The organism is Cerasibacillus sp., from assembly GCF_036516575.1.
Classification (GTDB): Bacteria; Bacillota; Bacilli; order Bacillales; family Amphibacillaceae; genus Cerasibacillus.
Genome location: NZ_DATBTY010000006.1, coordinates 103,856 through 124,458 on the forward strand (window position 1 = coordinate 103,856; position 20,603 = coordinate 124,458).

General features: G+C 36.7%; 21 protein-coding genes, 1 other RNA gene and 1 riboswitch. Of the genes, 12 read left to right on the top strand and 10 right to left on the bottom strand.

The features are described from left to right. Positions 1-142: 142 nt before the first annotated feature. Positions 143-1,537, bottom strand: a complete 1,395-nt coding sequence (locus tag VIG73_RS01730) for an NAD-dependent succinate-semialdehyde dehydrogenase (RefSeq protein ID WP_331638923.1) — start codon at positions 1,535-1,537, stop codon at positions 143-145. A 148-nt stretch (positions 1,538-1,685) separates the two neighbouring features. Between VIG73_RS01730 and VIG73_RS01735 the strand changes: the two genes are divergently transcribed. The 3 genes from VIG73_RS01735 to VIG73_RS01745 are packed head-to-tail and all read left to right on the top strand — an operon-like array spanning position 1,686 to position 4,424. After that, positions 1,686-2,867, top strand: coding sequence for an RtcB family protein (locus VIG73_RS01735; RefSeq protein ID WP_331638764.1), 1,182 nt, complete (start codon positions 1,686-1,688; stop codon positions 2,865-2,867). Positions 2,868-2,901: 34 nt separating this feature from the next. Next, positions 2,902-3,609, top strand: a complete 708-nt coding sequence (locus VIG73_RS01740; RefSeq protein ID WP_331638766.1) for a CBS domain-containing protein — start codon at positions 2,902-2,904, stop codon at positions 3,607-3,609. Positions 3,610-3,641: 32 nt separating this feature from the next. Then, positions 3,642-4,424 carry an HAD family hydrolase gene (locus VIG73_RS01745; RefSeq protein ID WP_331638768.1) on the top strand — a complete coding sequence of 261 codons (783 nt, stop codon included), beginning with the start codon at positions 3,642-3,644 and terminating at the stop codon, positions 4,422-4,424. 271 nt (positions 4,425-4,695) lie between these two features. Here the strand turns inward: VIG73_RS01745 and serA are convergent, their stop codons facing one another. The 5 genes from serA to VIG73_RS01765 form a co-directional block, all read right to left on the bottom strand. Further along, positions 4,696-6,282 carry a phosphoglycerate dehydrogenase gene (gene serA, locus VIG73_RS01750; protein WP_331638770.1) on the bottom strand — a complete coding sequence of 529 codons (1,587 nt, stop codon included), beginning with the start codon at positions 6,280-6,282 and terminating at the stop codon, positions 4,696-4,698. A 36-nt stretch (positions 6,283-6,318) separates the two neighbouring features. Beyond that, entirely contained in the window at positions 6,319-7,467 is a 1,149-nt protein-coding gene (locus VIG73_RS01755; RefSeq protein ID WP_331638772.1) for an alanine--glyoxylate aminotransferase family protein, read from the bottom strand. A gap of 426 nt (positions 7,468-7,893) precedes the next feature. Then, complete coding sequence (gene cydS / locus VIG73_RS15680) at positions 7,894-8,001, bottom strand: cytochrome bd oxidase small subunit CydS (protein ID WP_414648355.1); 108 nt, start codon at positions 7,999-8,001, stop codon at positions 7,894-7,896. Positions 8,002-8,018: 17 nt separating this feature from the next. Next, on the bottom strand, positions 8,019-9,044 hold the full coding sequence (locus tag VIG73_RS01760; RefSeq protein WP_331638774.1) for a cytochrome d ubiquinol oxidase subunit II: 1,026 nt from the start codon (positions 9,042-9,044) through the stop codon (positions 8,019-8,021). A gap of 24 nt (positions 9,045-9,068) precedes the next feature. Then, entirely contained in the window at positions 9,069-10,397 is a 1,329-nt protein-coding gene (locus VIG73_RS01765; protein ID WP_331638776.1) for a cytochrome ubiquinol oxidase subunit I, read from the bottom strand. Between the two features lie 261 nt (positions 10,398-10,658). Between VIG73_RS01765 and VIG73_RS01770 the strand changes: the two genes are divergently transcribed. Both VIG73_RS01770 and VIG73_RS01775 read left to right on the top strand, forming a co-directional pair. After that, on the top strand, positions 10,659-11,594 hold the full coding sequence (locus VIG73_RS01770; RefSeq protein WP_331638778.1) for a nucleoside hydrolase: 936 nt from the start codon (positions 10,659-10,661) through the stop codon (positions 11,592-11,594). 129 nt (positions 11,595-11,723) lie between these two features. Next, on the top strand, positions 11,724-13,187 hold the full coding sequence (locus VIG73_RS01775; protein ID WP_331638780.1) for a sodium/proline symporter: 1,464 nt from the start codon (positions 11,724-11,726) through the stop codon (positions 13,185-13,187). A gap of 489 nt (positions 13,188-13,676) precedes the next feature. On the opposite strand, the gene VIG73_RS01780 is transcribed toward VIG73_RS01775, so the two are convergent. After that, positions 13,677-14,015, bottom strand: a complete 339-nt coding sequence (locus tag VIG73_RS01780) for a DoxX family protein (RefSeq protein ID WP_331638782.1) — start codon at positions 14,013-14,015, stop codon at positions 13,677-13,679. A gap of 139 nt (positions 14,016-14,154) precedes the next feature. On the opposite strand from VIG73_RS01780, the gene VIG73_RS01785 reads away from it, so the two are divergent. From VIG73_RS01785 to VIG73_RS01815, 7 genes are all read left to right on the top strand, one after another. Then, a complete protein-coding gene (locus tag VIG73_RS01785) occupies positions 14,155-14,502 on the top strand; it encodes a winged helix-turn-helix transcriptional regulator (protein ID WP_331638784.1) in 348 nt (115 codons plus the stop codon). 203 nt (positions 14,503-14,705) lie between these two features. Next, positions 14,706-15,023: a rhodanese-like domain-containing protein gene (locus VIG73_RS01790; RefSeq protein WP_331638786.1), complete on the top strand. Its 318-nt coding sequence runs from the start codon at positions 14,706-14,708 to the stop codon at positions 15,021-15,023. Positions 15,024-15,050: 27 nt separating this feature from the next. Then, on the top strand, positions 15,051-16,181 hold the full coding sequence (locus tag VIG73_RS01795) for an MBL fold metallo-hydrolase (protein WP_331638788.1): 1,131 nt from the start codon (positions 15,051-15,053) through the stop codon (positions 16,179-16,181). A gap of 67 nt (positions 16,182-16,248) precedes the next feature. Continuing rightward, entirely contained in the window at positions 16,249-17,031 is a 783-nt protein-coding gene (locus VIG73_RS01800) for a sulfite exporter TauE/SafE family protein (protein ID WP_331638790.1), read from the top strand. 178 nt (positions 17,032-17,209) lie between these two features. Then, positions 17,210-17,470, top strand: coding sequence for a sporulation protein (locus tag VIG73_RS01805; protein ID WP_331638792.1), 261 nt, complete (start codon positions 17,210-17,212; stop codon positions 17,468-17,470). 56 nt (positions 17,471-17,526) lie between these two features. Continuing rightward, positions 17,527-17,715: non-coding RNA, 6S RNA (ssrS, locus tag VIG73_RS01810), on the top strand. Between the two features lie 157 nt (positions 17,716-17,872). Beyond that, the gene (locus VIG73_RS01815; RefSeq protein WP_331638794.1) at positions 17,873-18,247 is read left to right on the top strand and encodes a VOC family protein; all 375 of its coding nucleotides are present in this window, start codon (positions 17,873-17,875) and stop codon (positions 18,245-18,247) included. A gap of 15 nt (positions 18,248-18,262) precedes the next feature. On the opposite strand, the gene VIG73_RS01820 is transcribed toward VIG73_RS01815, so the two are convergent. The 3 genes from VIG73_RS01820 to VIG73_RS01830 form a co-directional block, all read right to left on the bottom strand. Then, on the bottom strand, positions 18,263-18,865 hold the full coding sequence (locus VIG73_RS01820; protein ID WP_331638796.1) for a hypothetical protein: 603 nt from the start codon (positions 18,863-18,865) through the stop codon (positions 18,263-18,265). Between the two features lie 185 nt (positions 18,866-19,050). Further along, a complete protein-coding gene (locus VIG73_RS01825; RefSeq protein ID WP_331638798.1) occupies positions 19,051-19,443 on the bottom strand; it encodes a hypothetical protein in 393 nt (130 codons plus the stop codon). Between the two features lie 403 nt (positions 19,444-19,846). Continuing rightward, complete coding sequence (locus VIG73_RS01830) at positions 19,847-20,335, bottom strand: QueT transporter family protein (protein WP_331638800.1); 489 nt, start codon at positions 20,333-20,335, stop codon at positions 19,847-19,849. 9 nt (positions 20,336-20,344) lie between these two features. After that, positions 20,345-20,389, bottom strand: a riboswitch (PreQ1 riboswitch). Positions 20,390-20,603 lie beyond the last annotated feature (214 nt).

The window sequence follows — 20,603 nt, forward strand, 5'->3', positions numbered from 1 at the left end:
TTTTAATCACTCCTAACAATGATTTTCGTCATATCATATGTCTAGGGATAGGCGAATGTGCTTTTATGAAAGAAGTACATGAAAAAAAGGTATGGAAGTCACTTAGCCTTCCATACCTTTTCTAAATGTATCATTTTATTTATCACACATTTCCAATCGATAAATATTTTGTTTCTAAATATGGTTCGATCCCTTCGATACCACCCTCACGCCCGAGCCCACTTTCTTTCATACCACCAAATGGGACGTGTGCGGCAGATGGTGCCCCATCATTCCAACCAATGATTCCAAAGTCTAAATGATCATGCAAGTATGTGCCGATGCGATAATCATTCGTAAAGAAATAAGCGGCTAAACCGAATGGTGTATTATTGGCAATATGAACAGCTTCTTCAAGTGTTTCATATGTAGTAATTGGTGCGACTGGACCAAATGTTTCTTCTTGCATCATAATCATCTCATCAGTGACCCCTTGTAAGACAGTTGGATAAACGTAATAGTATCCTTTCTCTTCGTTCACATGATAGTTGTCACCTGTTAGGACAGTGGCTCCTTTATGAATGGCATCTTTAATTTGTTGAGAAATTTTTTCAAAGCTTTTTTTGTTTATGATTGGTCCTATATCCGTTTCTTCGTCAAGTCCATTACCGACTTTCAATTTATTCACATGGTCAGCTAATTTTTTTGAAAAAGCGTCACTGATCTTTTCGTGGACAATGAGTCGGTTGGCACAGACACAAGTCTGGCCAGCATTACGGAATTTCGAGGCCATTGTTTGTTCGACAGCTAAGTCAAGATCGGCATCTGCATGAATAATTAGTGGAGCATGACCACCTAACTCCATTGTGACATTTTTAACTGTATGAGCACTTTGTTCAATCAATGATTTACCAACAGGTGTTGAACCGGTAAAGGTTATTTTCCGTACGAATGGACTGCTTGTAAAAATGTCACCAATCTGTTTACCACGTCCATTCACATATTGGATGACATCTTTTGGAATACCAATATCATGTGCCAATTCAATAAGTCGCATCGCTGTTAACGGTGTTTCAACTGCTGGTTTCACGACAAATGTACAACCAGCTGCTAATGCTGGAGCGGCTTTACGTGTCATCATCGCTGCTGGAAAGTTCCAAGGTGTAATCGCAGCTACAAGTCCAATCGGTTGTTTAGATACGATAATTCTCTTCGTTTCCGTGTGAGCTGGAATGGTACGTCCATAAATGCGTTTCGCTTCTTCGGCATACCAATCAATATAGCTTGTTGCATAATCAACCTCTCCAAGGGATTCATGAAGCGGTTTACCGTTTTCCATTGTCATGATGCGAGCAATGTCTTGCTTTTTGTCTTGAATCTTATTTGCCCATGCTTTTAGTAAGCGTGATCGTTCATGGGCATTTACTTGGGACCACGATTTGAATGCTTGATTCCCTTTTTCAAGTGCTAAATGTATCTCTTCTTCAGTATGTGAATCAATTTCATCAATCATTTCCCCGGTAGCAGGGTTTTTGATTTGTATTTTTTTCACGGTTATTCGCTCCTTTGTTCATATTTTAGTCTCTTATTCCAGTTTATCATGCTATATTTAGTTTTTCGTTCAATATGTTTACCGTCATTTTGAACGACTATTCAAATTGATTAAAACTTGCTATGATAGATTTAGAGAACAGGAGGCATGAACGATGAAAACGGTTATTTTCGGAGAACATGACACGAACACTTTAAGACAATTTGAAAATTGTTTGAAAGTTGGTCAAGTCGTAGGTGGTGTCATGTGTGCGGATGGTCATTATGGATATAGCCAACCTGTTGGTGGTGTCATTGTATATGACAATCAAGTGGCACCTTCAGGAGTTGGATACGATATCGCATGTGGCAACAAAGCAGTCAAGACGAATTTAAAATATGACGATGTAAAATCACATATGTCGGAAATGATGGATGAAGTACAAGCGGCAATTCCTTTTGGGGTTGGAACGGGAGCCAATTCAAAATGGGGAGACCATGATATCTTTAATGATCCGGCATGGGATGTTTATAAAGAAATAGGTCAACATGAACATGATCAATTAAAAGCAATTGCGAGAGAACAATTAGGAACGGCTGGTTCTGGTAATCATTATGTTGATATATTAATAGACGAAAAGACAGAAGACGTATGGATTGGGAATCATTTTGGCAGTCGTGGTCTTGGTCATCGGACTGCAACAGGCTTTTTAAACCTTGCGAAGGGTTTAAAGTTTTCAGATAAGGCGCCACGTGAATCAATGGAACAACCACCAACTCTACTTGATATAGATAGTGAACTTGGAGGGCTTTATTTTTCGGCGATGGAATTAGCCGGTCGTTATGCTTATGCTGGGCGGGATATCGTGATTAATCAAGTAGCCGAAATTCTTGGTGCTGAAATCGTTCAGGAAGTGCATAATCATCATAATTATGCATGGAAAGAAACACATTTCGGTAAGGAATATATTGTTGTAAGAAAGGGAGCAACACCTGCTGCACCTGGTCAACTCGGGTTTGTAGGAGGAAGCATGGGGGATATTTCGGTCATTTTGGAAGGTGTAGATTCGGAAAAGAGCCGTCAAGCTTTTTATAGCACGGTTCATGGTTCAGGCCGAATTATGAGTCGTACTAAAGCGGCTGGGCGTATGAATTGGAAGACAAGAAAGCGCGTAGGAGGGGCTGTTTCAGAAAAAGAGATGCACCGAGCCGTACGTGAATTTGGTGTCGAATTACGTGGTGGCGGCACGGATGAAAGCCCATTTGTTTATCGAAAGTTAAAAGATGTTTTAAAAGCACATGAAGGAACAATTAACGTTCTACATGTTTTAAAGCCAATCGGTGTATTGATGGACTAATCCATAGAAATGTAGCCTATATGGGGGAACAGTGATGGTCAAAAATTCAGATAGATTTATCGTAGCATTTAACAAAATAGAGAAAGTCTTAAAAACGATGGTAGATAAAAATGATCTCGGTTTTTCAAGATTAGTGAAAATAACGAGTAAATACCACGCCGTTTTAAGACGTTATCGTGATGATTTACTAGAATTCGCCCAACTAAGAAATGCGATCGTCCATAATCGTGTTGATTTTGAATATGCTATTGCAGAACCACATTTGTCCATTGTTGAGCAAATTGAATGGATTGAACATGAAATCACAAAACCACAGTTGGTCTATCCGATGTTTAAACGGAAGGTTTACATTTTTCAGGAAACAGATCCACTATTTAGCTTGCTCCACGTTATTAAACAAAGAGATTTATCTAAATTTCCAATTTATCGTGGCGACCATTTTATTGGTGTTTTATCTGAAAAAGGGCTAGCTCATTGGTTAGCTTATCAAATGAGCATTGACTCTAAATCTATTAGTCATACGACTGTCGGCGAAGTGATGACATTTCAAGAAGATCACACGTCAGCATTTATTAAAAAATCAGCAACTGTATATGAAGCAGAGGATCGTTTTAAAAGTACGATTGGCAGAGGCAAACGACTAGATGCTCTATTAATAACGGAAAATGGGCAAGCTCATGAATCACTACTAGGTATAATAACGCCACGTGATATAATTGATACGGTGGCAAATAATCGATAAACAATTGCAATGAAATAAGGAGAGGCTTGTGGATGGTTAAAGCTATTATATTCGATTTAGATGATACATTGCTCTGGGATGAAAAAAGTGTTAAAAAAGCATTTGAACAGACCTGCTCATTAGCAAAAGAAAAATACGGCGTTGATCCTGAACGACTAGAAGAAGCCGTAAGAGAAGCAGCGAAACACTTATATCCAACATACGAGACGTACCCATTTGTTAAAAATATTGGAATTGGTGTTTTCGAGGCCTTTTGGGGAGAATTTAAAGATGAGGGTGAAGATTTTAAAGCACTACGGCAAATCGTACCAGCCTATCGTAAAGAAGCGTGGACAAAAGGGTTGGAGAAGCTCGGTGTCCATGATGTTGCGCTAGGGCAAGAAATGGCTGAAACATTTCCAAAAGAAAGACGTAAACATATTTATTTATATGAAGATACGTTAGATGTTTTAAATACATTACAAGGAAAATATAAGCTCGCTTTATTGACTAATGGTTCGCCAGATTTACAACATGAGAAATTATCATTTTCAAAAGAGTTAGTGCCTTACTTCGAACAAATTGTCATTTCTGGAGACTTTGGTAAAGGAAAACCGAGTAAGGAAATCTTTGCGCACGTTTTAAACCTATTAGATGTAGATCGCGATGAAGCCGTGATGGTAGGAGATAACCCAATGACAGATATTTTGGGAGCTACAAAGCTTGGTATGACATCGGTCTGGATTAATCATCATAATAGAAAACTAGAAGATGTAAAGCCAACTTACGAAATCTCTAGATTGCAAGAGTTATTACCAATTATTGAGCGCTTGTAAAAATGGGTGATTTGAACATCCCCGCGGGTACGTCATGCGTCATTATGTCCAAGTAATGCCGTTAAGAACATCCCCGCGGGTACGTCATGCGTGTTAATGTCCAAGTAATGCCGTTAAGAACATCCCCGCGGGTACCACATGCGTGTTAATGCCTAAGCAATGCCGTTAAGAACGCACCACAGGTACAACACGCATTTCAAGATACAGTACCGTATAACATAAAATAAAAACGCAGTCGGCCTAATATGGTGACTGCGTTTTTTGCTGGTCCTTATAAATTAATCGCTTTAACGGTTTTTATTTCATCAAGTTGCTGTAAAGCATCTAATGTTTCTTCTTTAACATGCTTATCGACTTTTAAGAGCATGATTGCATCTCCCCCGGCATCAGCACGGTCGACTTGCATTGTGGCAATGTTGACATCATGTTCTCCTAATAAATTCCCCATTTTACCGATAACACCTGGTTGGTCATTATGGTAGATAAAGACAATATGTCCTTCTGGTGTTACATCGACGCGGTAATGATCAACTTTAACAATTCTTGCACCTAAGCCATTAAGTAATGTACCTGCAACACTACGTTTACCGGATTTAGTTGTAACTTCAACAGTGAGTAAGTTTGTAAATCCTTTAGTTAAAGATGTTTTGTTTTCGTGAACGGCTATCCCTTTACGCTCAGCTAAATATAGGGCATTAACATCATTAACATGAATACCTAAATAGCGTTTAAGTAGACCTTTAACAGTGTTGCGTGTTAATGGAGCAACCTCAGTACTAGATAACTCACCAGAATAATAGATATTTACTTCATGAATCACTTCATCAGTTAAGTAACTTAAAAATTTCCCTAGCTTTTCTGCTAGATAGAAATAAGGCTCAATCTTACTCATAAGTTCTTTCGGTACAGAAGGTAAGTTAACTGGATTTTGTACGACACCATCATGTAAAAAGCTAACGACATCATGACTGACATCAACGGCAACATTTTCTTGTGCTTCAACTGTACTCGCCCCAAGATGTGGTGTTGCAATAACTTCAGGTAACTCAAGTAAACGGTTATCAATGGCTGGTTCTTCTTCAAATACGTCTAAAGCTGCACCAGCTACTTTATTCGAAACAATCGCTTCATATAATGCATTTTCGTCAATGATTCCACCACGAGCACAATTAATAATATGAATGCCGTCTTTCATCATAGAAAACGTCTCTTTATTCAATAGATGCTTGGTGTTTTTCAGAAGTGGGGTGTGGACGGTGATAAAATCTGCCGTTTTGATCACTTCTTCAAGAGTTCCATATCCAATTCCCATTTTTTCAGCTTTTTCTTTTGTGAAGAATGGGTCATAGGCAATCACGTTCATACGTTGACCTTTCGCACGGTAGGCAACTTCTGTACCAATGCGGCCAAGTCCAATAACCCCGAGTGTTTTTCCTTTTAATTCAACACCGACATATTTACTTCGTTCCCACTTTTTAGATTTTAATGAATGATGAGCTTGTGGTATTTTTCGTGATAATGACATCATCATAGCAACTGTATGTTCAGCAGCTGAATTCGTGTTTGCGTTCGGTGCATTGACAACAATGATTCCATTTTCTGTGGCGGCATCTAGGTCAATATTATCAACTCCTACACCAGCACGAGCGATAATTTTTAAGTTTTTAGCTGCTTCAATCACTTCGCGTGTTACTTGTGTTTGACTTCTTACGAGTAGGGCGTCGTACTTTTCAATTTGTTCAAGTAGTTCTTCGGCTGTTAATCCTGTTTTAATATCGATATTCATGTCTGATTGTTCTTGTAATGGTTGAATACCTTCATCACTTAGTGGGTCTGCAATAAGTATGTGATAAGTCAAGTTAAATCCTCCTGCACTATTAATAAATAAATTCCCTTACTGTCCTAAATATACCTTTTGGGCAGCTTGAACTCCTTTTCCAAGTTCAATATCTTTACCAACTTTTCTTAAAGCAATTTCGATAACACCTAAATATTGTAAAACATCAGCCGGTGACGAGTACCCCATATGACCAACGCGGAATATTTTGCCTTTTAGATGTTGCTGTCCACCTGCGAGCGACATACCGAATTCTTTTTTAGCAACTTGTCGTAAGTCGTCCGCAGAAAAATCAACTGGTTTCACTGCTGTCACTGTTGGTGAAGCATCTTTGTCAGTTGTTAATAGTGGGATATTAAGTGCTTTAAAGGCCTCACGTGTCATTTCCTTCATCACACGGTGACGCTCGAAAACTTGTTCCATACGTTCTTCCTTCATTAATTTTAACACCTGTTCTAAACCAAATAAAAGTGATAATGCTGGCGTATATGGCGTTGAGTTTTGTGCTAATTTATTACGATAAGTACGTAAGTCAAAGTAAAATCGTGGACGATCATTTGCCTCCATAACTTTCCAAGCACGTTCACTAGCAACTAAAAATGTTAGCCCAGGTGGAAGCATCATCGCTTTTTGGGAACCAGTAATAATTAAATCAATTCCCCATTCATCCATTTTTGTTTCGACACCACCAACACATGACACACCATCGACAATCGTAAGAGCATCGGAGTGTTCTCGGACAACTTTTGCAATATCTGCAATCGGATTTAAGACACCTGTTGACGTTTCACAATAAGTCATAAAGACAGCTTTAATATCAGTATGCTCATTAAGATGTGCTTTCACTTGGTCCGGTGAAACGGCCTCTCCCCATGGAACATCTATACGGTGAGCTTTAATATCGTGTGCTTGGCAGATTTTGTAAAATCGATCACCAAATGCTCCTGTTACAATGACCAATGCTTCTTCATTAGGTTTTACGGCATTTGTAACAGCTGCTTCTAATCCTGCTGTTCCACTTCCTGCAAGAATTAAAACATCTTGAGTTGTTCCAAAGACAGCTTGTAACCCAGGCTTTATCTTTTCTAACAGTTCAGCAGTTTCTGGATCACGGTGTCCAATCATTGGACGACTCATGGCACGTGCCACACTTGGCGGAATGGGTGTTGGACCGGGAATTCGTAGTAATTGTTGATCAGGTAACATGATTGTCATTCTCCTCCAATTGACTGAATGTTTATTCAAAATTTATTATCTTTATCAATATTTATAATAATAATAGTATACCTGTTATAATGCAATTTTTGGGATAATATGATTGAAACGGTAAACTTGCGTGAACATTACTGAAAAACGTGCCTAATCTAGAAACAAATAGTATTATGAAAACTTAAAATGGATAAAAGAATAGACTAGAACAAAAGTGTTTTATTAAATATACTGAACAAGGTAAATATACACCGCTTCGTAAATATACTTCGCTTTCCGCGGGCGGCTGGTGAGCCTCCTCGTGCTACCGCACTCCGGGGTCTCACCGATGCCTTTTTTCCCGCAGGAGTCTTCGTATATTTCCTACGCTAAAATTGTATAATGTTCAGCTTCAGGGTTGATCATATTACTTTTGGCCTAGCCTCATTCTTCATCAAAGGATATAGGGTCTTTAAATGCTACGATAAAAGCCAATAAAATGGATAAAATTAAAACAATGAACGGAGCGATAAAAATGAGAAACTCAGTCATAGAATCACCTCTTGTATTTAGTAATGACGACTCGCTCTACCACGTACATATTCTTTATTAAACAGAAATAGTTTGAGTAATAGGTATAGAGACGGGAGTAATAAAGCGAATCCAGCTATAAACGCACTAATGAGTGAGATGGCCATCGCCTCATTTGTAAAACTATCGTAAAGTGTTAAATGAGGATAAAGTAAATATGGGTAATGTGAAAAGCCGTAACCATAGAAAGCAAAAGCAAACTGAGCAACTAATAAGATAAAGGCAAGGCCGTAATTCTTTTTCCGAAACAGAAGCCACACGCTACCAAGAAAAAAGATAAACGAAATCGCAAATACCCACCAAAGTTGTAATAAATTCGCATAGTGTGTTGGATTATGCGATTGTAAAATATAGATAATACCAACTGCGGCAATGATTGTAGGAAAAGCCCAAGTAAGTGCATATTTTCTTAATAATTGACTGGCTCGTTCATCTTGAGCCTGGGCAGCATACCAAGTTAGAAAGACAGCTGAAATGTAGAGAAGTGCAGTGATGCTTAATATAACGATTCCCCATGTTAATGGACTTGTGAATAGCGTCCAATAATTTAATTGTGGTTCCCCATTGACGATGGAGACAAAACCACCTTCAGAAATTGTAAAAACAATGGATAAAGAAGCGGGGAGTAATAACCCAGAAGCACCATAAAGGAATGTGTATCGTTTTTGTTCTGTTTTGCCATATGTTGCAAAAGCATAATAAGCCCCGCGAATACCAAGTAAAATAACGGCAATCCCAACAGGAACTAAAAGCGTTGTTCCATAGTAAAAGGCCGTTTTTGGAAAGAAACCAACAATCCCGACGAAGAAGAAGACTAAGAAAACATTCGTCACTTCCCAAACGGGTGATAAGTACCGTTGAATGATCATTGACAAAATATGTTCTTTTCCAGTGAATTCACTATATGCATTGAAAAAACCGGCACCAAAGTCAATTGAAGCAATCATCGTATAGCCAAATAAAAACGTCCATAACACGAGAATACCGATGATTTCTAAGTCCATTTTAAGCACCATCCTTTGAAGATATTATGTGTATCTTTCTTTTAATTCACGTTCAATTGGATTTTTATTAAACATCCGTGTTAAAACAATGACTGAACCAATACCTAACATGATATACAGTCCAGAAAACAGCCAAAGCATGAGTTCCACTTGATTACTCGTAGTAGCCCCTTCCGCTGTACGCATAATCCCATATAGTACCCATGGTTGACGACCGACTTCATTAAGCCACCATCCGGCCTCAATCGCTATCATACTAAGTGGCCCACCAAGGACGAGTAGCCAAAGAAAGGCTTTACTTTTAATCCACGTCCATTTTCTTTTCACACCAATCCAATATAAGAGTGGCACGATAATTAAGAGTGTGCCAATCCCAACCATAATATTAAATAAGTAATGAATGTAGAGTGGTGGAATATCTTCTTCTGGAAATTGGTCTAGACCGATGACTTCAGATGTTGGGCTACCGTGTGCAAGAATACTTAAAGCATATGGTATCTTAATACCAAAACGAATATCACCATCGTCTGTTAAGTAACCTAGTAACAATAATGGTGCTTGTTTTTGTGTTTCAAAATGCCATTCTGCTGCAGCTAATTTTTCTGGTTGGTACTGTGCTAAATATTTCCCAGATAAATCTCCAATGATTAATGATGCGACAGAGAAGATAAGTCCAATCGTTAATGTTAAATGTAGTGCTTTTTTATGATATACATGTTTAGAACCGCGTACCAATCGGTATGCAGCAATGGATGCTAACACAAACGCAGATGTCATAAAAGCAGTTGAAACGACATGGGATACTTTTGTTGGCATCGAAGGATTAAACATCGCTAATAGAGGATTAGCATTAATTAATTCTCCATTTAATAAATCAAATCCTTGCGGTGAATTCATAAACGCATTAACAGTTGTAATAAAAACCGCTGAAAATGATGACCCAATGGCGACTGGAACGAGTAGGAGTAGATGTTTAAATTGATTGGCGAAACGGTCCCATGTGTAGAGATAAATGCCTAAAAAAATCGCCTCGAAAAAGAATGCGAATGTTTCCATAAATAGTGGTAGAGCAATAATATGTCCTGCTACCTCCATAAACTTAGGCCATAATAATGAGAGTAATAAACCGATCGCTGTTCCAGTAACGACACCCACTGCAACCGTGATGGCAAAACCGCGTGTCCATCTTCTAGCGAGTAATATATAATGTTCATCTTGTTTTCGTATTCCTAACCATTGCGCAATCATAATAAAAAGCGGAATTCCAACACCAATTGTTGCGTAGATAATATGAAATGAGAGGGTCAATTCTGTTAATATTCGACTGTAATACACGGCTTCTTCATTAATCAAACCAAGCATTCCTTTCTAAATATACTTTTAATTGAAGGATAATTTTCCAATAATTGATATAATCATGATTAGCGCTACAATAAATGATAGCCAGATTAAGCGCCGCTCTTGCTTCTTATACATATTTAAACCTCTTCTCTAAACATGATTGCTAGTTACTTTTAGCGTCCCCCAAAAACATAAAAACATTTCAACTATCAATTTTCTTATTGGCAAGTTAAAATAAAGGGGATACATATTTATTGTGAAGGAGACATATAAATGGAAAAAGTGATTATTGATGTTGATACAGGTATTGATGATGCGTTAGCGATTATATTTGCCGAAGAGAGTGGGAAATTAGATTGCTTAGGGATTACGGCTGTGAATGGAAACGTTCCTGTCGATCAAGTGATGATCAATACGAAAAAAGTCTTTCAACTGATGGGAAAAGAAGACTGGAAAGTATATCGTGGCGCGAGTCGTCCACTCGTTAGAGGCTCCCATCATGAATATTCTGTGCACGGTTCTGACGGAATTGGTGGTGCTTTAGATCATATTGTCGTTAGTGAAGAAGAGCCTGAGTTATCTGCACCAGACTTTATCATTGAACAAGTCAAAAAGTATCCAGGTGAAGTGACGTTAATTATGGTTGGTCCATTAACAAACTTGGCATTAGCACTTAATATAGAACCTGAATTACCGGAATTAGTTAAAGAAGTTGTCATTATGGGAGGGCTTGTAGCCAAAGCAGGTTACGGAAATACGTTACCAACTTCTGAGTTTAATATTTTTGCTGATGCAGAAGCGGCTAAAGTTGTCTTCCATGCAGGCTTCCGTTTGAAATTAGTCGGTCTTGATGTGACAACACAAACATTTTTAACTCGTGAACATATCGAGAAGTTAAAGGGAACACGCTATTATGATTTTGTGTTAAAAAGTACAGAAATTTATCGGAGCTATAGTAAAGAAACTCTCGGAATGGATGGGTGTGCTTTACATGACCCATTAACAGTCGGGATTGTTCTTGATCCAACCTTAGTGAAAACAGCATCTCACTATGTTGATGTTGAAACGAAAAGTGATTTAAGCTATGGGCAGACGATTTGTGATTTTCGCAATCTCTTACAACAGCAACCGAATATGGAAGTATGCCTTGATGTAGATGCGGAACGCTTTGTAACATTATTTTTAGAAACATTGGCTAAAAGGAAATAAGTAAAACAATCAACAGAACTAAATTAATAATTTAATTATTATCAAAACACCTTTTGTTCAAGCAACATGAATAAAAGGTGTTTTTATAATCAAGGATGTAAGCACTTACTAATGACGGGAGGGAGATCGGTGGATTATATTATTTTAACGGAGTTTGTCTTGTATTTCTTATTGATTATTGGAGTAGGGTATTTTACGAGCCGAACGAAGATGAGTCATGATGTGTTTATCTTAGGTGGAAAGAAACTCCCAGGATGGGCGTTAGCTTTTTCAGAGCGGGCAACAGGTGAGTCAGCATGGCTACTACTTGGATTTACTGGTTTTGTTTTTGCAACTGGATTATCTGGTATTTGGGTTGCAGCAGGAATTGCTTCTGGAATTATTTTTGCTTGGGCCTTTCTATCTCGGAAATTTATGAGAGAAGCAGAGAAGTATAATGTTCTAACATTGCCAGATTATCTAGCAACAAAATTTGGCGAAAAGGCAAAAATGATTCGGTGGTTAGCAACGATATTAATTGCAAGTTTTTTCGTTTTTTATGTTGGAGCGCAATTAGCAGGAGCAGGAAAATTGTTTCTGACAACTTTTGAAATGAATGAAACAGCAGGAATTATTATTGCTACATTAGTTATTATCGCGACGGCTTTTTTCGGAGGCTTTATTTCTGTTGTTTGGACAGATATGATTCAAAGTATTATGATGCTAATTACATTATGTGTCTTGCCAATTGTTGCACTCATCTATGTATGGACGAATGATTTGTCCATTGCTGAGTCTTTAATTACCGCTGGACCATCCTTTAATGCGTGGCTTGGTGGAACGACTGGCTTTGCGATAGGTGTTTTGTTTTTTAATAATTTTTCATGGTTTTTTGGATATCTAGGCGGTCAACCACAATTAAGTGCACGATTTATGGCGTTGAAAAATGAAAAGGAAGCTAAACAAGGTATTTGGATTGCTGTTATTTGGACATTACTCGCTTATACAGGAGCATTTGTAATCGGTTTAGCGGCTATTGCGATGTATAAACAAGGTTCTTTCGTTGATGTGGAAATTGTATTACCACAAATGATTATTGATTTAATGCCACCATGGATTTCTGGACTATTACTGGCGGGCATTATGGCGGCAATTATTACAACAGCAAACTCACAATTAATGGTCGTTACGAGTTCAGTAAGTGAAGATATTATTCATAAAACGTTAGGGTTAAATGTAACTGATCGCCAATTGTTACTTATTTCTAGAATGACGGTATTGCTTGCTGGAGTAACTGGTATGATTATTGCTTTATTTTCCGATTCGTTATTGTACCTTGTTGTCAGTTGGGCTTGGGCAGGAGTAGGCGGGACATTATCACCAGCAATCCTTCTTACATTTTTCTGGAAACGTTATTCTAGCGTGGGGTTAATTACTACGATTATTTCAGGCTTTGTTTTTACAGTTATTTGGATTAGTACACCATTGGATGGAATGATAACCTCTCGATTTACGACATTTTTCATTGCAAGCATCTTTGGTATTATTTTTAGTCTTATTTTCCCAGATAGTCAACAAAAGAAAAAAGAATCAGTTATAGAACAACGTGTCTAAAAAGTGAAACTGTGACATAACTCGTATCAAATAATGGTTAAAGCTTGGTACATCATATTTTGTTTACTTGAACGAAAAACAATATTGGGGGAGAATTTGTAAATCCACTCCTTTTTCTTAGATGTAGAGATCTCTATTTATAGATGTTATCATTACACCTCAAATACGCCTCAAATCGCAGTATATCTTTGAATGATTAAATGGGATATAACTCCTACTAAAATTATCGACTTACATACCATTGAACCCTCCAATGCGATATGAAAGAAAAAGACACGATATAAACGTACAAATCCTCAGCACATTGTCGAGTATTTTCCAAGAGCAATTAATAAATATATTGACTTCTAACATTTGCATTATGAAAGTATCAAAAAAGACTAAACGGCCTTAGCCCTCTTGAATACAGAGCTAAAGCCGTTTAGTCAATTTTTATAATTTCCGCTTTCTACTTGACAAGTCCAAGTTCATTCTGGTCTTTTTCCTTATTTAGTTTAGAATAGCTACAACGACAGACAAAATTAGCAGTAGTGTAGGCATAAATGCTTGTTGGATTGGGTCTTTGGCGCGGATGTGCGTAAGTGCTGCGAAAAACATGATAATTGCTAGGCCAACTCCACCGATAATGGCAAGAATTGGTACCCAAATACCAATGATTAAAGCAGCCGCCCCAAGTAGTTCAAGTATACCTGTCACGACACGTAACCATTGTGGTAAGCCGAAGTGTTCAAAACCTTCTACCATTTCTTTCGCTGTAAACTTCATAATCCCGAACATGATAAACCCTAATCCGAGTATAACTTGTAAAATAATTGCAACGATATGCATAAACCGATCTCTCCTTTAAGTTCTTCTTTGATAAATATGATCCATAACTATTATGCAATAGATAGTATATTTATGGAAGTAGGCACTTAAAAGTGTTATAGTATCCTAAAAGATACTATTGGATGAGGAGTGGTCTTTGATGCAGGATAAAACGTGTCACGGTGTCGAGGTAGCGATTGAAGCCTTAGTAGGTAAATGGAAACCAATTATATTATTTCATCTCATGGAAAAGGGGACGATGCGATTTAATGAATTAAAACGAGCAATCCCAAATATTACGCAAAAAATGCTCACTTCACAACTACGTGAATTAGAACATCATCAAATTGTTAATCGAAAGGTCTATCCACAAGTTCCTCCAAAAGTTGAATATTCACTAACAGAATATGGTAAGGAGATTATTCCTATTTTGCAATCGATGCAAGAGTGGGGGACAATTCATAAGAAATACATGGTTGAAAATAATATTGATTATGCAGAAGGTTGAAAATAAAAAACACTCGCTAGTTTTGAATGTGGGTGTTTTTCTATTGACAAATAAAACAATCTGCTTTAATATCATAAACAAGTTACTCATAGTGGTAACTTTTCTACAATCTGAAATATACCCCTATATGTATTTTAAATTTAATGCGCGCGCATATAATAGTGTACACTAAACCTAAAGATTATTTAGAGAGAAGAGATGTCATGACACAAGATTATATTGTTTCTTTAGAAAAATTTAAGCAAAAATATGAAAGTCAGTCTGATTTATTTGTTCTAGATGTTCGAGAAGATGATGAATATGCCTTTGCTCATGTTCCAAAATCAGTTCATATTCCCTTAGGACAATTAGAAGCAAATTTATCTAAATTACCACAAGATAAGGATATTTATATTATCTGTCGGACTGGAAATCGCAGTGATTTTGCTGCGCAATTGCTCATGCATTATGGTTACAAACATGTATTTAATGTTGTGCCGGGCATGATTGCTTGGGACGGTCCAATAGAAACTGGAATTTAAGAATAATATGAAAGTGGGGAAAGATTAATGTCAACGATTATTACAGCTAGTGAATTAGCGAGAAAAATTATTAACAACGAGGATGTGCTTATCCTTGATATTCGCTCTCAGGAAAATTTCGATAACTGGAAAATTGAAGGGGTAACTGTTAAACATATTAATGAACCATATTATAATTTAGTAAATGGCTTGGAAAAGCTAGATGGTCGCCTTAAAAAAGAGCAGGAAGTCGTTGTTGTCTGCGCAAAAGGTGGTACATCATCAGAAATAACAGAAATGTTAGATGATGCTGGATTTGCACATGTTTATAATTTAGAAGGTGGTATGAGAGCATGGAGTGAACACCTTGAACCAGTCAAAATTGGTGATTTAACAGATGGGGGATCACTTTACCAATTTGTTCGCTTAGGAAAAGGCTGCCTTTCTTATTTTATTGAATCAAATGGAGAAGCAGCGGTTGTTGATCCAGTTCGTATGACAGAAACATTTACAGCTTTTGCAAGTGAGAAGGATGTGACTATTAAACATCTTATTGACACGCATCTGCATGCGGATCATATTTCCGGTGGAAGAAAGTTAGCTGAACAAACAGGTGGCATTTATCATCTCCCACCAAAAGATGCGACTGAAGTCACATATGGTTATCAGCCGTTAGAAGAAGGCAAAGATATTATTGTCGGAAATACAACAGTTAAGGTTCAACCGATCTATTCACCAGGGCATACAGTTGGGAGCACATCATTAATCATTGATGATCAGTATTTATTAACAGGCGATATTTTATTTGTTAAATCAATTGGTCGACCAGATTTAGCTGGTAAGGCTGAAGATTGGGTCGCTGATTTACGTCATACCCTTTATACACGTTATAAAGAATTATCAGCTGAACTCATCGTTTTGCCTGCACATTTTTCTTTTATTGAAGAATTAAGTCAAGATGGATCAGTCTCTGCTCGTTTAGGTGATTTATTTGAGAATAATTCAGGTCTTAATGTTGAAGATGAAGGGGACTTCCGCAAATTAGTAACTGAAAACCTCCCACCGCAACCGAATGCTTATCAAGATATTCGTCAAACAAATATGGGGAAAATAAATCCCGATTTAGAAGAACAACGTGAAATGGAATCCGGTCCAAACCGTTGTGCTGTTGAAGGTTAATTGATTTATTTGATACTAAAGGAGACCTTCTATAAGGAGGTCCCCTCTAATTTTAGGGGGCGACATGATGGAATATAGTTTATTGTTTATCCTTGTTATCTTTTTAATTGGTTTTATCGGTTCTTTTATTTCTGGGATGGTTGGTATTGGTGGTTCGATTATTAAATATCCACTCCTTCTATATGTCCCAGCTTTATTGGGACTTCAGACGTTTACATCACACGAAGTATCCGGGATTAGTGCCATTCAAGTGTTCTTTGCAACAATAGGTGGTGTTTGGGCCTATCGAAAAGGTGGCTATTTAAATAAATCGCTTATCCTATATATGGGGGTTAGTATTTTATTTGGGAGTTTCCTTGGTGGCTACGGTTCCCAATTTATGACGGAGATAGGAATCAACTTGGTCTATGGTGTTCTGGCAACAATAGCAGCTATTATGATGTTCATACCAAAAAAGGGAATTGATGATATACCTTTAGAACAAGTCACGTTTAATAAATTTTTAGCAGCTTTGCTTGCTTTTATTGTTGGAATTGGTGCTGGTATTGTTGGAGCAGCAGGAGCATTTATACTTGTTCCGATTATGTTGGTCGTACTAAAAATACCAACCCGAATGACAATTGCATCCTCTTTGGCTATCACATTTATCTCGTCAATTGGATCAACTACAGGTAAATTATTAACAGGTCAAATTCTCTATGTTCCAGCCATTATTATGATTGTCGCTAGCTTATTTGCTGCGCCTTTAGGTGCAAAAGCGGGTCAAAAAATGAATACTAAGATTTTACAATGGATACTTGCACTTTTAATTTTAGCAACTGCGATAAAAATATGGGTTGATATCATTTAAAGATCTCTTTAGATAAAATTGCCATACGGATTCTCAACTGCATATAGCTCATCTTTCAAACATTTATTTTTGTGTTGACTTCTAAAAAATACCAGCAATTTATTACTAATTTTCAATTTGCATAAATTCGCCGAATGGTCCAATACTATAGAGCGAAATGGTAATTAGATATAAGAAGGTGAGCACAATCGAACAAACATTGCTATACTTAAGAGAGTCCTTAGCTAACTATGTGAACGATAATAAAGTAAGCAAAAAAATATATCTTAAATTAAGACGTGGTAATTATAAGGATGAGCGGGATTTTGTAGAAGATCTGACCGAAAGAGAAGTTTCTTATCTAAATAAATTGCTAGCACAGGAAATGCATTATGCTAAAAACAACGATGATCAAGTTCGTTTAAGCCAACTAAATGAGATTTATGAATTGTTGTATTAGTTGGTTGTTTCAGAATGAACAAATATTGATTTTTGGTTAAAAATAAAGTATAATACAGTTAGCTGCATTGTACGTATATAAATTAAGTTTTAACCTCTATTGTTAGTATAGGGAGTTTTAAATCGAAGCTCTAATGCCGTGCCGTGATCGAGCGGAAGGCAGGAAAGTTTCTGCGAACACCCACTTGGTCGAAGTGGTGGTTTAAAACTTTTTTTACTAGTTTATACGGCAATTGTGGCTTATTCTTTTTAATAACAGAACTCGCATCATATTAGTGGGTTCTGTTTTTTTAATGTCATTAATGATAGGAAATAGTTATACCTTTATATTGATAAGTAATATTATTTTAATCTCATTTATTGGGATATAATGGGATTAGAACCGATAAATGGAGGGATTTCAATGTCGTCTTTACTTCAGGCAATCGACCATGTTCAATTAGCAGCACCAATAAACAGTGAGGATACAGCTCGTGAGTTTTACCATGATGTACTTGGACTTTCTGAAATTGAAAAACCACTACCATTAAGGAAACGTGGTGGCGTATGGTTTCAATGGGGGCAGGTGGCGATTCATATTGGAATTGAAGAACCATTTACTCCTCAGAAAAAAGCTCACCCAGCTTTTCAAGTAAAACATTTAAATGATTTAAAAGAACATCTGCGCGTATCAGATATTCCTTTTATTGAAGATGATCGTTTACCAGGAGCTGACCGGATTTATGTTTCAGATCCGTTTGGGAACCGCTTGGAATTTCTAGAATGGAAAAATAAATAAGAGGGATTAGCCCTCTTATTCTTCATTAGTGAATGTCACGTAAAGTAAGTAGGCTTCTTCATGATCTGTAAGGTGTTCTAAAACGTCTTCTGAATGTATCTCATTTGGCGCAGAGTGCGTTGTATCATTTGAATAAATTATATATCCAATTAAATGCTTTTCTTCCATTTCAATTGGCTCAGAAAGATTTGTGTATGCATAAACGGATGAAGTCGTTTCTTTAATTTTTTGTGGGTCAGTTTTAAAAGAACTAGAACCAGAGGAATGGATGATGGATCCAATCCATTGTCGGGTGTCATTTATATTCTGTTGAGCCAAAATAATGCGAAATTTATTTTCGCTCAACTCTTCATGTGGTAAACTCGTTTTTAAAAAAGGACGTTCTTCTTTTTGCTCTCCATTTTCATAATAATCAACTGAAAGCTCTACTGCTGCTGGTTCGTAATTATGTAATTCGACATCGTAAACGAATGAGTGATCAGTTAAACTTCCTAACAGTTGTTTTTCAGATTTTGATAAATTCGCTTCTTCAATGATAATGTTACTTTGTTTTTCAGATGTACACGCAGTAAGAACCGTTAAAAGTAAGGAAATAAATAAATAACGATAACGTTTCATTGTACTTCTCCAATCTCTTTTATTTATTTTAATTGTATCGTTCATCATGATTAAAAACAATATATTTCCGAAAATTTAAAACCCTAGAAAATGCCCTAGGGTTTGTATAACTGGATGTTTGGACTACATCATTAAAGAAAACGGTCATATGATACAGTATTCCTATTAATACTATTCCATTTTATCTAGAAGAAAAACGGAAAGAAAAAGCGTCTAATTCCAAAGAATGGGAAGAAGAAAGGATGAAATCTTCTAAAACGAAACGGAAATCTACCAAAGGATGGTCCAAAACCGAATTGCCTGTCATCGTTATAATCAGTCTGTGCAGATTGATGTTCTTCTCCGATTGGCATAAAAAGATGCACATGTTCATGATCGATATCCATAATGATCCCATCATAGTATTGACCATCATTCATTTCCATTATCACGTAATGATAACGATGCTTATGACAAAAATCTTTCATCTCTTCAACCCGATGGTGCGACATCTCTTTATTTTGATGCATTGAAGCATATGGCATCATTTGATCTCCAGTCGCCACTGTATGATGACTTGAATGTCCTTTTTTATTCATGTTTTAATTCCTCCTATTACGTTTTTTTAAGGTAGCTTTTAATGGGCTACCTTCTCTTTGCATTAACATTCTATGTAAGCGTGACAAATTACGTACTAGGCGTTCATCACTATAATCTATCGTTCAATTTGTCATATGTTTAATAATTTTTATATGTGTGAAAGCTATAAACGTAAACGGATACAAGTATGCTGTTTCATTACGGTTATATCGCATTGAATGCTCAATGTACCAATTTGTGGTAAATGTAAGAGTTATATTCAATGGTACGAAAGAAGCCCGGAGCTGTTTGATATTAAACGTTCCCTTGATCCTGATAAACATATCGAGGTAATCAATCTGAAACAAGATAAAAAATAAAAGCATTCCAAAAGTCAAAATAGGACTTATTGGAATGCTTTTTTTATACAAATCGTTCTAGTTTTAGTCGTTTATTAATATAGAAAACGATGAATATGGCTAATGCCATCGTCACAAATTCACTTAGTGCTAATGTAGACCATAGAATGAGAAAACCATCTTTTAATCCAACAAATACTTTTAACATGTACGCAATGATAAACATATTAAATGAAAAAACGGCTGTATTAATGAACATGAGTGCTACTTTGTTTTTAACAAATTGTGCAAATAACATTGTGATTCCTAAAGAAAGTGCTGTGTGAAGGACACCAAAAACGAGGTCTGCCTTGGTCGGTGAATAAATTAAATTAGCAATAAACACACCGAGTACAATTCCAAAGAAATATTTTTTGTTAAAAACGATCAGATGATTAAATAATTCGGACAGCCGAAGTTGGATATTTAGGAATCCAAATGGCGCTACAAGTGCCGTTACAGCGAAGTAAAGTGCGGCCACAAGTGCATTTGTTACAAGTGTTTTTGATTTCATATTCTATTCTCTCCCTTAGTTTTTTTACGTGGGATGGTTTCGAACCACGGTGTTTATTCACAATAAATAAGTATAATGGAAACGTTATGTGTGTGTCAAAACAAAATGATTTAAGTTGACTACTTTTAGAGAATCAGAAAGGTAAGGGTTAAGCTTTTTTATTTTTAAGGGAGAACATGATGTTATGACTGTCTATATATATCCTTCAATTTCATTAAAAAATGAATATGATAAAAGTTTATAAGTAGTATTAGGTGCTAACACCTTG